This is a genomic window from Bacillus massilinigeriensis, assembly GCF_900111815.1.
Taxonomy (GTDB): Bacteria; Bacillota; Bacilli; order Bacillales; family Cytobacillaceae; genus Mesobacillus_C; species Mesobacillus_C mediterraneensis.
In genome coordinates, this window is the sequence record NZ_LT630016.1 from 25,740 (window position 1) to 40,258 (window position 14,519).

A 14,519-nucleotide genomic window follows, 5' to 3' on the forward strand; every position below is an offset into this window, starting at 1 on the left:
CTCCTTATGTCGACAGGATGACGGGTACGTAGTCCCCTTGTGAGATTCCTTCTTTTGCCGAGCTGATTTCAACGATGCCGTCGCTTTTTACAAGTGTTGTGATGAGTCCCGACTTTCCGATGATTGGCTCAGCCCACCATTCTCCATTTTTTTCAGACAGCTGGACTCTGATATAGTCCGACCTTCCTGGTGAAGAAGGGATATTTTTACCTATCCGGGCAAAAATTCGGTCTGGCTTTCTTTCGCTATTTTCTCCAGTCCTTTTTTTCAGTATCCGCTCGCCGAATAGCTTGAAAATAATCATCGCGGAAGCGGGGTGGCCCGGCAATCCAATGATTGGCTTCCCATCCGCCATTGCGAGGATTGTCGGCTTGCCAGGCTTGATGGAAATACCATGGACGAAAACTCCCGGCTCGCCGAGGGACTGGATGACCTCTGTTGTGTAATCTTTGGCCCCAACGGAGCTGCCGCCGGATAGGATCAGGCAGTCGGCCTTTTCATAGAGCTCTTTTGCACGCGTTGAGAATTCGTGGTAGTCATCGGCAGTGATTCCACCGTACAGGACATCGATTCCCCATTCTTTCGCGAGGCTGGCAACAGTCAGATAGTTTATGTCGCGGATTTGACCCGTTTCAAGCTTTTCCGTGTGAAATGGAACGATTTCATCACCTGTTGATAAGTACGCTGCGTTCACTTTGCGGTATACTTTCATTTTTTTGATGCCAAGCGAAGCAAGCGCTCCGATTTCCTGCGGGCGAAGCTTTTTTCCGGCTTGGAGGATTCGTTCTCCTTCGGTGATGTCTTCTCCTTTTCTGATGACATTTTCACCTGGCGCCACTTGGCGATAGGTATTCAGGAGCCCGGCCAGCTCTTCACAATGCTCTATCATGAGGACGCTGTCGCTTCCCGCAGGAAGCATACCGCCTGTAGGGACGTAGATTGCCTTGCCCCTTGAGAGCGGATGGGCAGCTTTTTCTCCCATTTTTACTTCGCCGTCCACTGTGAGGAAACCAGGCATCGACTCGGATGAACCGTATGTATCCTTCGCGAAAACCGCATAGCCGTCCACCGTAGAGCGGTCGAATGCTGGGACATTCTCAGCTGCGATAATGTCCTCCGCCAGGACGCGGTGCAGCGCTTTCTCCAACGGACAGCTTTCCGTGTCGGTTACGATCCCTACTTTTTCATCGATTAGCGCGAACGCTTCTTCGACCGTTTTCACATTGAAAAATTTCAAGATGTGCACCCCTTCCTGGCTGGAGTTCATTTTTGTATCGTTTCGCGACGGGTATTTGCCAATTCGAAGCTTTATTGTCCGTTCTCGACTTTTTATTGTCTAATTTCAAAATGTTTATTTGCCATTATAAATTCTGTGTCGGAAACTCTCACCCACTTGAACAGATTTCACTTTTACTTTCTGTTCTCGGTCCACTTTTTTGCTTCATCATATTCGTGAGGGTGATTCATATTAAAGAAAGCCTTTTCTGTGTCCACATCTCCGAATGCTGCCAACGCGATTTCATTTAAATAGAAGACGTCTAAATTCCTCAGAAAATCTTTCATGCGAAGATGGCCTTCCTCTAAGCAGCTTTTTGCGACAGCTGCTGTACGCTTCTGATAGGCGGCAAACAGAGGATGCTGCTTCTCATCTATAACAGGAATCACAGCATCGAAGTGCTTCAAACCTTTAACTATATTCATTCCGATTTCAGCCGTGATGAATGGCATATCGCACGCAACTACTATATTTTCTTCATAGTGAGAAGCGTGGAGACCGGCTTGGAGGCCGGCAAGCGGCCCCTGGCCGGGGTAGGCGTCCGGCACCGTTCTAATATTTAGAAATTCATACGTCTCAGGGTCATTGGTCACAAGGATGATATCATCGAAAACTGATTGCAGTTCGTCTTTGATTCTCTCAATGTTCATTTTCTCGTTCAATGGTAACAAAGCTTTGTTTGTACCCATCCTGCTTGATTTGCCGCCTGCCAGAATAATTGCTCCGGCCTTCATGCGAAGCACCTTCTTTATCATTAAGTTAACGCGCCACCGCGCCGGGGGTCAGGCACGCTGCAGTGATTCGCTGCTTCACCTTATCACCGCGCCGGGGGTCAGGCACGCTACACAGGCACGCTACACGCTGTAGCGCTTTAGTATGGTATGGCCACTTATCTTGTTGCTCCTGCTGCTACGTATCCGTTTTCCTGGGCGATATAGTCCAGGTGAATTGTTGTTAAATCTAGCATAGCAGATGATGGCTTGGAAATGAATTGCCTTGTATCAATTACTTTTGTGTACCCTTTGCATTTTTCGCATGCTTGGATTTGTGCTGTTTCATCGCCTTCCACTGTGAGGAAAGAGATGGTTTCGTGGTCATCGTTCCCGCAATGCGCACAGTATACTCGTTTTTCATTCCATTCTGCAAGGCAGCGCGGACAGCATAACAACTTCTTTCCTTCTCCTTCCAACCGCGCAAGGCGGACTGGTTCACCGCAGACAGGGCATCCAGCTCCCGCTGAAGCATCCTTGACTATGCCATCATCATTTTCAACGACTTCTGCGAGAAGCTGAAGATAAGGCCGCAGTGCTGTTTCCGCAAGAAATTGCGGAATCCAAGCCTCCACACCATGCTCCTGTGCAAAGCTGTCAAAATAAAGATTGTTTAAAGCACAAGCTTCATCAATCCAACGGCGTGTCCCTTTTTCATCAAGGCCAGTTACCAAGCGTTCCACCTTTATGCCGAGCTCCGCACTCTTCGCTCCAAGCAGCTCTCCAACATCCTTTATCCACTGTAAAAATAGGGAAATATCAAAATCAATCTCCGCCAAAGCAGCTGCCGGAACACTTTCGGCAACACCTGCTGTCTTTCCTTGAAGCCTGATGCAGCTAGTATCCAAACCTTTTTTCCACTGTTCCTGCAACCTGAGAATGTCCTTCTGCAGGTTTACATACTCTTTTGAAACGGCTGACTTTCTCATTCTTGCTGCCCCCTTTATCTAGTATGCTTTGCTTTCCTAATACTTGGGCGACCTTGCTTCCAAAACCAAAACACATCTTAATGGTGAAGGGAATGACTTCATTTCTGACAGCCATTCCCCCTCCCATTCATTATTTATTCAATCGCCGATCAGGCACCTTTTTTGCCTTTTGGATTCCCATTGTGGTCAATATCCGGGAAGTTCCCTTTTTCTACTTCCTCATCATACCAATCTGGGTAGTGACCCTTTGCCCACCACGCAGGAACCTTGCCAGTCACAACGCCAGAGTATCCTGGACTTGAATGACGGTGGACAACACTAAGGTAGATATGTCCGACGACTACTGCAATTGCCAGTCCGAAGCCAACATTATGGAGAAAATAGCCCCACTGAACAAGAAACTTCGGAAATAACTCCGGAAACCAAAGGGTGAAGCCTGATCCAATAACAATCAATGCTGTAATGATTTGGATAAAAGAGTTGATTTTTTCACCTGCGTTGAAGAAAGTCTGCCTTACATGTTTGAACTTAAAACCGAACAGCTCCTTCACAAACTCAGTAAAAAACTCTAAATCCCGTTTTTTCCAGGTAACAAGCTCTTTTAGCCAACGTTTAAAGCCTTTTGGGTCAAAAATCACCCAAATGAAAGTTGGCGTCATGAACAACACGGCGAAAATTCTGTGTAGCAATCGTGCATTTTCCGGGCCGCCGAGAACAGGATACAGCCAGTCAAAAAACTCCGTGTACATCGGAAGAGCCGTAACATACAGCGCAAAGAATGCAAAGGCATTTACCGCATGCGCAATAACGAATGCCATTGAGAAACGGCGTACTTGCAAGGTAGATTTCTTCGCTTTACTCATGGCCGCCGTCCCCCTCATCTTCTTTGTAAAAAATCTTATTGGAAATGTAGGCACCAATAACAGCCATCGTCGTTGCGCCAAGCATCATTTTTCCAATTGGCTGCGCATAGTCCTTCCAGACAACAGCAGATGTCGGTACCTTCGGATTCTCCGGTAAGCCATAAACAGAAGGCTTTTCTGCCAACACATAAATCGTTTGCGTACCGCCGACACCTGGTGGGTTGTAAACAACCGCATTCGGGAACTTGCCTTTGATCTCTGCAAGACGTTTTTCCGCTTTTTGAATCATTTTGTCGCGATCGCCGAATTCCATCGCACCGGTATGGCAGACAGAAATGCAGGCTGGCTGCATACCTTCTTCAATGCGGTCTGTGCACAAAGTGCACTTTTGCGCCTTCTTGTATTCCTTGCCGTGCTTATCCTTGTAGGTCGCAAGGGATACGACATCAAAAGGGCAGTTCTGCACGCAATAGCCACAGCCGACACATTTTTCATCGTTTACAACAACTGTTCCTAGCTCCGAGTAATGCATCGCATCTTCCGGACAAACTTTCACACAGGCAGCTTCTTTGCAGTGGAAGCAGGCTGAGTGGCGGAAAAGGTATTCCAAGTTGCCGCTTGCATTCTCATGCTCGATAAAAGAAAGCACGTTCCAAGTATTGGCAGTCACTTTTGCATGCGATTGGTTGCTGCCTTGGAAGTCTTCAGGCTCTGCCGGGAGGTCGTTCCAGTTTTTACAGGAAACCATGCAGGCACGGCAGCCATCACATTTTGTCACATCGACATACTTTGCATATTCCGCCATCAGTCAGCCCTCCTTACGTTACAGAGGAATGCCTTGTACTCCGGTATCGTCGTGTTTGCATCCCCGATATGCGGTGTCAGGCGGTTTGCCGTATCACCTGTCGCGAATCCTTTGTAGCCAAAATGCCAAGGCATTCCAATCTGATGAATTTTCTTGCCGTCAACGATATGCGGCTTGAATCGCTTTGTCACCATCGCATATGCAGTGATTTCGCCACGTGCAGAGCTGACAATGATTTTATCTTTATTTTTTATTCCTTTTTCCTCAGCAAGTTCTTCGCTCATCTCAATGAACATATGTGCAGAAAGCTCAGATAGCCATTCTTGGTTACGCGTCATGCTCCCGGACTGCCAGTGCTCGCTAACACGGTAAGTCGTCCCGACAATCGGGAATTTACTCCTATCACCGCGCTTGTTAAAGCTTCCTCCGAAAATCATGATCGTCGGATTGCTTTCCTGGCGCGAGAACATGTTTGGAACAGGACTCTCGTATGGTTCGTAGTGTTCAGGGAATGGACCGTCATTCAGAGATGGAGCAAATACGCCGCCAACACCATCTTTCATCATGATGAACGGACTTTGGCCGCCCGGTTCTGTAGGCGCTACAACTGCCTTGAAGTCCGGAACATCGTAGCCTGTCCATTTTTTCTGGACGCCATCCCACCAGATGACAGCCTTATCCTTGCTCCATGGTTTTCCGGATGGATCAGCGGCAGCACGATTATAAAGAATTCTGCGGTTCATCGGCCAAGCATACGACCAATTTAGGAAATTGCCACCGCCCGTATCCTTGTTATCGCGCCTTTTTGACAGATTTTTTCCCTCTTCAGGGTAAAAACCGGAGTAGATCCAGTTGCCGCACACAGTGGAACCATCATCAAGCAGCGCATTGAAGTTTTCCACTAGCTTTCCAGTCACTGCGTCATACCCGTTGATTTCGCGGCAAACAACATCGATGTCTGGATGGTCGCCATGACCGCCGTATTCCCAATGCAGCGCATTGATCGCTTCCGCTGCAGGTGACGATTCGTTTTTATAGAGCTTCTTGATGCGCGTTGCCAGACCATTGAGGATTTCAAGGTCCGCTTTCGATTCACCTTTCGGCTCGATTGCCTTCCAGCGGTACTGCATCCATCTGGAAGAGTTAGAAACACTTCCTTCTTTTTCAAAAGAAGAGCATGCTGGCAGCAAGAATACTTCTGTATCAATCTTAGATGGGTCACTTCCGGCTTCCTTCTGCCAGAATGCCGATGTTTCCGTTTCCCAAAGGTCAACCGCTACCATCCATTTCAAATGGCTCAAAGCTTCTTTTTCTTTACCGGCGTTTGGTCCGCCGACAACAGGGTTTGTCCCGAACAGGAACGCACCATCAAGTCCGCCTTTATGCATCGTATTAAAGAGCATCATATGCGAGTAGTTCTTGTTCCCTTTTGGCAAATACTGATAGCCAAATTCATTTTCTTTCGTTGCATTAGGACCGTACCAAGCTTTCAGCATGCTGACAAGAAACTTTGGCTTATTGGTCCAGTAGCTTGTTTTTGGTGTTTCTTTTTCCAGGTAGCCTTTCAAAGTCGCATGCTCCGGAATGGCTTTCGGCGCGCCGACATAGCCTGGCAAATCTCCGAACAAGAGTCCGAAATCGGTTGAACCCTGTACGTTGGATTCACCGCGGAGCGCATTGATTCCGCCCCCAGGAAGCCCGATATTGCCTAAAAGAAGCTGAAGGATTCCGAACGCCCGGACGTTTTGCGTCCCAACAGTATGCTGGGTTGTACCCATGGCATACATGATCGTTCCGGCTTTGCCCGGCTTTCCTGTTGAGCAGAAAGCGTCGCAAACTTTTAAGAAGTCCTTTTTCGGCGTTCCGGTTACGTTGACGACTGTATCAACATCATAACGGGAGTAATGCTTTTTCATGAGCTGGAATACGCTGCGCGGATGTTCGAGCGTTTCATCCCTCTTCGGGGTGCCGTCTTCCGCAGTTTCGAATTCCCATTTTGTTTTATCATAAGAACGAGTTGCCTCGTCGTAGCCGCTGAATAACCCGTCTTTGAAATCGAAGCCTTCTTTAACAAGGAAAGCTGCATTCGTATATTTTGCGACATATTCTTTGTGAAAAAGTTTATGGTCGATGGCATATTTAATCATGCCGCCAACAAATGGAATATCCGTCCCCGAGCGAAGCGGTGCATAAATATCCGCCTGGGAGGATGATCTTGTAAAGCGCGGGTCAACAGAAACGATTTTCCCGCCATTTTCCCTTGCTTTCAAGAGCCAGCGGAAACTGATTGGATGGTTTTCCGCAGGGTTTGCGCCCATAATTAAAGCACAATCTGTATTCTGGAGGTCATTCCAGTGGTTTGTCATTGCTCCACGACCAAGTGTAGGTGCCAGACCGGCAACCGTTGAACTGTGTCATATTCGGGCCTGATGTTCGAGGTAGACAATGCCGAGTCCCCTCATCATCTTCGAGAGAAGGTAGGTTTCTTCGTTATCGAGCGCAGCGCCGCCAAGGCTGGCGATTCGCTCCGTCTTATTGACGACTATACCGCCTTCTTTTTCAATAAAAGAGGCATCGCGTGTTTCTTTCACACGTTTTGCGATTCTTTCATACATCCATTCCCAATCTTTTTCCACCCATTCACTGCTGCCAGGGGCACGGTAACGAGGCTTCAATACACGTTTTTCCGTCGTATAAAGCTGACGGATTGTTGTCCCTTTACTGCATAGCTTGCCTTCGTTAACAGGGTGATCCGGATCTCCTTCTGTATAGACGACCTGATTGTTCTTCGTGTGGACAAGTATCCCGCAGCCTACGCCACAGTAGCAGCAAATGGTTGGGGTTACGGTCGATTTTGCAATCTTTAGTTCTTTGGAGGAAGCGTATACTTCCTTTTCGTTGAAGCCGAGTTCCACAATTGCAAGGGTAGCAGCAGTGGCGCCAGTCAGTTTCAGAAACTGCCGGCGATTTATGTTCATTTCAACCATGATGTTCTCTCCTTCCCTATAGTGAAGTCTTTTTTTGTGAGTCAGTTGAAGATCTTCTCTGCTTCACTCCTTTCAAATGTTATTAGGGCAGGCTGGGGTGAGATCAGGGATAATCCTGCCAGCCGAAGTGTAAATGGTGGCCATCTTGCCTCTCAAATAGCCGGCTACCTCTATATTCAGGAATTTTGCAAGCTGGATAGCCTGCTTTGTTGCTGCTGTGCGTGATCCGATAATCGGAAACCCGAATCTCGCGGCCTTTGAGAGCATTTCATATGAAATCCTTCCGGTTGTCAGCAGAACGAGACTGTCTGCCTTCAGATGGTTCCGGATGGCATAGCCGATGATTTTATCGACTGCATTATGGCGTCCGATATCTTCCCGGACTTCCATGCTGCCGTCCTCCTTAATAATGCAGGCGCCGTGCATACCGCCTGTTTCAAGATAAAAAGGCGAATTCTGTGCAAACTCACTTCTTTTTTTCAGCATGTAGCTGAGCGTGCAAGTTGCACGGGAATCTATTTTTTTGAAGTTTTTCACATCGGTCATGGAAAAAAAAGTGACACCCCGGCCACAGCCGGCAGTGTAATGCTTTTTTTTCGAAAACATTTGCTCGGGGTCAAAGCCGTTTCCTAAAGAAACGTGAAGCGAGCCAGTTTTCTCGTCAAAAGTGATGGTATGGACGTCGACTGCGCTTTCAATCCACCCTTCGGAATAGAGGTATCCATATGCCCAGTCTTCCAAGTCATGCTTTGTGAGCTGGAAGACGGCTACTTCAAATCCATTGAGGACCAGATTAACGGGATACTCATCCGGACACCCTTTTCTGTTCATTTTTTCCCACCCCTTCTGCGCTCCCAATTATTCCTTCGATATAAGGGGAAGCTGGCAAATCTAGTGCTTTTCACAAATTCAGTAACGATGGTTACAATACATAGCAATATTGATATATTAGTAAAAGTGTTCTCAATTTAAATGTACAGGATATCCGGGCGTAAAAAAGCAAAATTTGTTACAAAAAGAAAGCGGTTTCTTGTCAAAAATTAGAACATTTTTTGAACATTTTATTTTGACTTGTAATGGCCAAATAAAAGAAAACATAAAATCTCCAAACAAACATTAATATATCTTCCGAACTAGGGCAGTTACATTTCTCACCCTTCAACACAAAAAGTTCACCCATTACTTTTCATATGAAGGAATTCCCCCTCAACCCTTCACTTTTCCCATAAAGTACCTGTTAATTTGATAGAACTTTTTTCAGATGGCTTGCCTGCTTTTTAGTTTTTATTGTTCTTGTTATAATAAGAAGGTTGACAATTCTGTATTTCCGGCTGTTTTTAATGCAGGTATTTCATTTGAGGATATCTGTATGGCAGCAGGGACAATCACCTTCGGGGAGGAATCAGGAATGACCATGAAAAAAGTGATGACAATTGCCGGATCGGATACAAGCGGAGGCGCCGGAATCCAGGCTGATCTTAAGACGTTCCAAGAACTCGGGGTTTACGGAATGACCGCCCTAACAACAATTGTGACAATGTCTCCAAAAGGCTGGAACCACGAAGTATTTCCACAGCCTGTAGAGCTTGTGGAAAAGCAGTTGGATACGATCCTTTCGGTTGGCATCGATGCAATGAAAACAGGTATGCTTGGCTCTGTCGATATTATCAAGCTTTCTGCCCGCAAGATGGATGAGCACAAGCTCGAAAGAGTGGTCATCGACCCTGTTATGGTTTGCAAAGGCGAAGATGAAGTGCTTCAGCCAGAAAATACGGATGCGATGAGGGAATTGTTGCTTCCACGGGCAACGATCGTAACACCGAACCTGTTCGAAGCAAGACAGCTTGCAGGCACTGGCCCTATCTCTACAATTGAAGACATGAAAGAGGCCGCGGTAAAAATCCACGACCTTGGTGCAAAATATATCATGATAAAAGGCGGAAACAAACTGAATCACAAAAAAGCAGTAGACATCCTATACGATGGAAAAGACTTCAGGCTATATGAATCAGAGAAAGTCAAAACTACATTCACGCACGGCGCTGGCTGCACCTTCGCGGCTGCCATCACTGCCGGTCTCGCGAAAGGTAAGTCTGTTGAAGATGCGGTTGACACTGCAAAAGAATTCATCACAAAAGCAATTCGCCACGGCTTCCGCCTGAACGAATATGTCGGCCCGACAATGCACTCCGCATACCGCGGTACGGAAAACGCAGAATAACAATCTGCCTATACAGCAAAAAGCCCCAGGTTTCCGCGAGCGGAAACCTGGGGCTTTCTCTATTGTGCGCCATCGCATTAAACAAATGAAGCGTGCCTGTCCCCCGGTGCGGTGATGCTTCACACCAACGCAGCGTGCCTGTCCCCCGGTGCTTTAAAGCGGTGCATTACCAGTTGGTGATGGTGCTTAGGAAAACGATAAGGATGGTTACTGGAACAATCACTTTCATCAGGAACCGCCAAACAGTATACGCTGAGGCAGGCAGCGAGGCACCTTGGGCGAACTCTTCCCGCACAACGTTTTCATCCATTTTCCATGAAATAAACAATGCGATCAGCAGACAGCCGAGTGGCAGCAAAATATTGCTCACAAGATAATCTGTTAGGTCGAAAACTGTTTTTCCATCTATCTGCCAACCTGAAAGCGTGCTAAACGACAGCGCTGCTGGAACCCCAGCAACAAAAACGATGATGCCTGAAACCCAAGAAATCTTCTTCCTGCTTCTCTTCCCATCCTCAATGAATGCAGAAACAATAATCTCCAGCAAGCTGAATGAAGATGTCAGGGTCGCAAACAAAAACAGCACAAGAAAAATTGCCAGGAACAGCTCACCAAACGGCATTTGCGAGAAAACAGCAGGCAGGATCATAAACAGCAGTCCTGGACCCTCCGCCGGCTCCATTCCGAAAGCAAACACAACCGGAAAAATCGCAAGCCCTGCCAGTATTGAAACGAAGATATTCATGACGACGACTGATCCCGCCGATGATGGGATGCTAACACCCTTATCAAGATAAGAGCTGTATGTCACCATGCATGAAAAACCAACCGCAAGGGCAAAAAAGGATTGGCCCAGAGCATAGAGCGCAGCCTCCCCGGTAACCTCAGAAAAATCCGGTTTCAGGAAAAAGCGAATACCTTCCATTGCTCCATCAAGCGTCAAGGAACGAAGGACGAGCACGATGAAAAAGATAAATAATAGCGGCATCATGTACTTACTCGCTTTTTCAATCCCATTCTGGATCCCGGAAGAAATCACCACGATATTCGCAAGCATAAATAGCGCCAAACCCAGCAGCGCAATAGAAGGCGTGCCGGTAATGCTGCCAAACAGCCTTGCATAATCCACCCCAGGCTCGATAATCTGCCCGCCAAGTGCCATAACGCTATAAATCAACACCCAGCCTCCAACAACCGCATAAAAAGAAAGGAGCAAAAAGCAGCCCACTACACCAAGCCGGCCGGTGCTTGTCCACCAAGTACCCGGGGCAAGCTTTCGATAGGCCGAGACTGCTTCCTTTTGCGCACCCCTACCGATAATAAATTCGGAAATTAACATCGGCAACCCGATGAGAATAGTGAAAACGATAAATAAAATAAGAAAAGCCCCGCCGCCACTTATCCCCGTGACATAAGGAAACTTCCAAATCGCACCAAGGCCAATCGCTGCCCCTGCCGATGACATAATGAACCCAAATTTAGATGACCATTGTTCTCTCTTTGTACTCATATATCCCCCTGGGTGAACGTTTATTTTCTAAAAACTTGTCGAACTTCTAAGCTGATCATTACAATCTATCACCTAGGCTGGCATCCCCCATAATCACAGCCAATCAGATTATTTCCCGGGACATATAGCTATTTTACAATACCATTTTACCGTAAAAAGTCCACTTTCGTTCGAAGAACCAACCTTAAAGTTCCGTCCGAATATCCCAAAGCTCAGGGAAGAAACGCTGGTCGAGTACTTTTTTCAAGTAGGCAACACCCGACGATCCCCCTGTTCCCATCTTAAATCCTATGATTCTCTCAACAGTCTTCATATGGCGGAACCTCCACTGTTGCAGCCAATCTTCAATATCGACAAGCTTCTCCGCCAGCTCATACAATTCCCAATATTTATCTGTGTTTCTATATACCTCCATCCAGGCAGCGCGGACAGAGTCATTAGAACTATATGTTCGTGTCACATCACGGTCAAGTACTTCTTCATCAATCGGAAGTCCCGCTTTTTGGAGCGCCTGTATACTCACATCATACAGCCCCGGTGCTTCAAACGCCTTCTTCAAACGAGCATGGAGCTCGGGATCTTTTTCATAAATTTTCAAGACATGCGGGGTTTTGTAGCCTAGCGCAAATTCCACCAAACGGTATTGGAAAGACTGGAAACCTGAGGCCTGGCCGAGCGATCCGCGGAATTCCATATACTCAGATGGCGTCAGCGTTGAAAGCACATCCCATGCCTGAATGATTTGTGACTGCGTTTTTGATACCCTTGAAAGCCGTTTTTGCGCTGCGGAAAGGTCATTATCCTGAATCGATTGGATGGCCGCACCCATTTCGTGAAGAATCAGCTTCATCCATAATTCGCTCACCTGATGGATAACAATGAACAACATTTCATCATGATGGCCCGAAAGCCTGTTTTGTGCATCCAATATTTTATCAAGCTGCAGATACTCCCCGTACGTCATATTATTGGAAAAATCAGTATGGATATTTTTTTCGGAAGTTGTTGCGTTCACATCTTTTTTTTCAATCATAAAAAAGTCCCCTTTTATTTTTTTCTGTTTAATCCGACGGCTACACAGACTACCCCTCCACAACCTATAACGGCCTGATTACTGCACGAACTGGACTCCCATCTCCATCCTTCAGGGGAAGAGGCAGCGCTATCAATTCATACTCTCCTTCATCCACCTTATCAAGCATAAGGTTCTCCAGGATGCTGATGCCATTGGCATACAGCGCGTGATGCGTCTCCATATCCTTGCTGTCAAGCTGGTCGACAGACGGTACATCCACACCGAGCAATACGACCCCTCTTTCTGCTAAAAATGGAGCAAGATCCGGTGCCAGCAACGGAATTCGTTCAGGAAACCTTTCCGGAATGTTAGGAATCGCTGTTTTTAACAGCAGCCGCTCAACATCACCAATCTGCAGATTTTCAAGCAGCTTGGCATCAATCACATCTGCAGTAGAAACATCGACCACTCTCGCACGCCCAATGAACACGCCGATATCCATGTCCAAAATTCTTTCCCCATCATTATCAAAGTGAAAAGGTGCATCCACATGCGTTCCAGTATGGAGGCTTGTCATCATCCTGCCAATATTCACTGAACCCGTTGTTTCCTTTGTAAAAGCAGTTTCATATCGAAACGGCGTATCCCCGGGCCAATGGCCAATATTATCGCTCAAAGGCTGGGAAATATCCATCCACTTTTTCTCCCCCATCAATGCCACCCCTTATCAGTGCGTTATGCTACTATGCCGCGCTTGTTTTCAAACTTCTTGTACTTTTCCTCGTCCATGATGCTCTTCAAAATTTGAACAGTCTTCCATACTTCCTCAAACGTATTGTAGAGAGCAACAGGTGCGAGACGAATGCCCTTTGGCGCACGGAAATCCGGGATGATGCCATCTGCTTTCAGCGCTTTGCAAATTCTCGCTGCCTCTTCATGCTCAAGATAAATATGCCCGCCGCGCTTGTTTTCATCGCGCGGGTTACGTACAGCAAAGCCTCGCCCTTCCAGTTCTTTATCAATTAAGCTGAGCATATATCCTGTCAGCTTCAGCGATTTCTCACGGATTCGCTCCATTCCAATTTCCGTAAACATGGATAGAGAGCCTGCGAGCGGCGCCATACTGAAAATGTTCGGTGTGCCCATTTGATAGGCTGCTGCATCCTCTGCCGCAGACAGCACATGCTCCATGTCGAATTGCTTATCTTTACGTGAGCTGAACCAACCCGCCAGCCCCGGCAGCTCTCCGAAATGCCGGCGGTTTACGAACAAGCCACCAGTCGCTCCCGGTCCGCCATTCAAATGCTTATAATTGCACCAAAAAGCAAAATCAATGCCCCATTCGCTCAAACGATGCGGAATTGAACCAATGGAATGGCAAAGGTCAAATCCAATGAGAATTCCGCGCTTGTGTGCTTCCTCTGTCAGCAATTTCATATCAAGAATCTGCCCGCTCCGGTACAGGACAGACGGGAGAACGATAAGCGCAATCTCGTCCGTCATTGCAGCGATGATATCTTTTTCATCTAACATATGTCCGTCCTTGCTCGCCACTCTAACAAGATGTTCGTCAGGGTCTAACCCTTTTATCCTAAGCTGGCTCTGGAGGGCGTAAATATCACTTGGAAAGTTTAGTTCATCAGCAAGTATCTTCGTCTTGCTGCCCTCCGGTTTATAAAATGTTGCGACAAGCTGATGTAAATTTGCCGTCGTTGATCCCGTTGCAATCACTTCCTCCTGCCCTGCCCCTACAATCGGCGCAAGCTCCTTACCAAGCTTTTCAGCAAGATAAAACCATGGATGCACCCCTTCGGTCCAGCCATCAATACCATAAGTTTTCCACGAATCCAGCAGTTCTAGAAGCGCTTTCTCTGCGCGCTTTGATAAGAGTCCTAGAGAGTTCCCGTCAAGGTATATTCGCTCTTCTTTTAAATAAAACTCCTCCCGGTAGGACGCTAGTGAATCTTGGCTATCCAGCTTTCGTGCATATTCCAATGAAAAAACCATCATATCAACCTTTCAGAAAATTATTATTTGTAAAAAGATTATAGCGGACCGCTAAGGAGCCTGTCCAGAAACGGAAATCAGCTATTTAGGCAATCTCAACAAATCCCTCTCTCATTTTTATCATAATTTTTTTATA

At 46.9% G+C, this 14,519-nt stretch carries 12 protein-coding genes and 1 pseudogene; 1 reads left to right on the forward strand and 12 read right to left on the reverse strand.

Translation table 11 applies throughout. The features are described 5' to 3' along the window. Positions 1–4: 4 nt before the first annotated feature. The 8 genes and pseudogenes from BQ5796_RS16400 to fdhD form a co-directional block, all read right to left on the reverse strand. Complete coding sequence (locus tag BQ5796_RS16400; protein WP_071461447.1) at positions 5–1,237, reverse strand: molybdopterin molybdotransferase MoeA; 1,233 nt, start codon at positions 1,235–1,237, stop codon at positions 5–7. Between the two features lie 173 nt (positions 1,238–1,410). Beyond that, on the reverse strand, positions 1,411–2,010 hold the full coding sequence (gene mobA, locus BQ5796_RS16405) for a molybdenum cofactor guanylyltransferase (protein WP_071461448.1): 600 nt from the start codon (positions 2,008–2,010) through the stop codon (positions 1,411–1,413). 155 nt (positions 2,011–2,165) lie between these two features. Further along, the gene (locus tag BQ5796_RS16410; RefSeq protein ID WP_071461449.1) at positions 2,166–2,975 is read right to left on the reverse strand and encodes a formate dehydrogenase accessory protein FdhE; all 810 of its coding nucleotides are present in this window, start codon (positions 2,973–2,975) and stop codon (positions 2,166–2,168) included. Between the two features lie 149 nt (positions 2,976–3,124). Next, complete coding sequence (locus BQ5796_RS16415) at positions 3,125–3,838, reverse strand: formate dehydrogenase subunit gamma (RefSeq protein WP_071461450.1); 714 nt, start codon at positions 3,836–3,838, stop codon at positions 3,125–3,127. Continuing rightward, positions 3,831–4,643: a 4Fe-4S dicluster domain-containing protein gene (locus BQ5796_RS16420; RefSeq protein WP_071461451.1), complete on the reverse strand. Its 813-nt coding sequence runs from the start codon at positions 4,641–4,643 to the stop codon at positions 3,831–3,833. Before BQ5796_RS16420 ends, BQ5796_RS16415 begins: the two co-directional genes overlap by 8 nt. Beyond that, positions 4,643–7,045: pseudogene (fdnG, locus tag BQ5796_RS16425) on the reverse strand (formate dehydrogenase-N subunit alpha); the annotation flags it as partial. The gene BQ5796_RS16420 and the pseudogene fdnG, both read right to left, overlap by 1 nt. Positions 7,046–7,057: 12 nt before the next feature. After that, a complete protein-coding gene (locus tag BQ5796_RS18910; RefSeq protein WP_071461453.1) occupies positions 7,058–7,630 on the reverse strand; it encodes a twin-arginine translocation signal domain-containing protein in 573 nt (190 codons plus the stop codon). Positions 7,631–7,702: 72 nt separating this feature from the next. Further along, entirely contained in the window at positions 7,703–8,461 is a 759-nt protein-coding gene (gene fdhD / locus BQ5796_RS16435; RefSeq protein WP_071461454.1) for a formate dehydrogenase accessory sulfurtransferase FdhD, read from the reverse strand. Between the two features lie 577 nt (positions 8,462–9,038). On the opposite strand from fdhD, the gene pdxK reads away from it, so the two are divergent. Further along, positions 9,039–9,851: a pyridoxine/pyridoxal/pyridoxamine kinase gene (gene pdxK, locus BQ5796_RS16440; RefSeq protein WP_071461524.1), complete on the forward strand. Its 813-nt coding sequence runs from the start codon at positions 9,039–9,041 to the stop codon at positions 9,849–9,851. 166 nt (positions 9,852–10,017) lie between these two features. Here pdxK and BQ5796_RS16445 read toward each other — a convergent pair whose 3' ends face one another. From BQ5796_RS16445 to kynU, 4 genes are all read right to left on the reverse strand, one after another. Then, entirely contained in the window at positions 10,018–11,361 is a 1,344-nt protein-coding gene (locus BQ5796_RS16445) for a sodium-dependent transporter (RefSeq protein ID WP_071461455.1), read from the reverse strand. A 184-nt stretch (positions 11,362–11,545) separates the two neighbouring features. Next, on the reverse strand, positions 11,546–12,394 hold the full coding sequence (gene kynA, locus BQ5796_RS16450) for a tryptophan 2,3-dioxygenase (protein WP_071461456.1): 849 nt from the start codon (positions 12,392–12,394) through the stop codon (positions 11,546–11,548). Positions 12,395–12,458: 64 nt separating this feature from the next. Next, entirely contained in the window at positions 12,459–13,088 is a 630-nt protein-coding gene (gene kynB, locus BQ5796_RS16455; protein ID WP_071461457.1) for an arylformamidase, read from the reverse strand. 23 nt (positions 13,089–13,111) lie between these two features. Then, positions 13,112–14,383 (reverse strand): kynureninase, encoded by a 1,272-nt coding sequence (kynU, locus tag BQ5796_RS16460; protein WP_071461458.1) that lies wholly within the window; start codon positions 14,381–14,383, stop codon positions 13,112–13,114. Positions 14,384–14,519 lie beyond the last annotated feature (136 nt).

What these genes read in the sequence shown, in the direction of transcription:
- kynU (WP_071461458.1), bottom strand. Translation starts at nt 14,383, where the DNA reads ATGGTTTTTTCATTGGAATATGCACGAAAGCTGGATAGCCAAGATTCA.
- mobA (WP_071461448.1), bottom strand. Translation starts at nt 2,010, where the DNA reads ATGAAGGCCGGAGCAATTATTCTGGCAGGCGGCAAATCAAGCAGGATG.
- kynB (WP_071461457.1), bottom strand. Translation starts at nt 13,088, where the DNA reads ATGGGGGAGAAAAAGTGGATGGATATTTCCCAGCCTTTGAGCGATAAT.
- BQ5796_RS16410 (WP_071461449.1), bottom strand. Translation starts at nt 2,975, where the DNA reads ATGAGAAAGTCAGCCGTTTCAAAAGAGTATGTAAACCTGCAGAAGGAC.
- BQ5796_RS16415 (WP_071461450.1), bottom strand. Translation starts at nt 3,838, where the DNA reads ATGAGTAAAGCGAAGAAATCTACCTTGCAAGTACGCCGTTTCTCAATG.
- kynA (WP_071461456.1), bottom strand. Translation starts at nt 12,394, where the DNA reads ATGATTGAAAAAAAAGATGTGAACGCAACAACTTCCGAAAAAAATATC.
- pdxK (WP_071461524.1), top strand. Translation starts at nt 9,039, where the DNA reads ATGACCATGAAAAAAGTGATGACAATTGCCGGATCGGATACAAGCGGA.
- BQ5796_RS16445 (WP_071461455.1), bottom strand. Translation starts at nt 11,361, where the DNA reads ATGAGTACAAAGAGAGAACAATGGTCATCTAAATTTGGGTTCATTATG.
- BQ5796_RS18910 (WP_071461453.1), bottom strand. Translation starts at nt 7,630, where the DNA reads ATGGTTGAAATGAACATAAATCGCCGGCAGTTTCTGAAACTGACTGGC.
- BQ5796_RS16420 (WP_071461451.1), bottom strand. Translation starts at nt 4,643, where the DNA reads ATGGCGGAATATGCAAAGTATGTCGATGTGACAAAATGTGATGGCTGC.
- fdhD (WP_071461454.1), bottom strand. Translation starts at nt 8,461, where the DNA reads ATGAACAGAAAAGGGTGTCCGGATGAGTATCCCGTTAATCTGGTCCTC.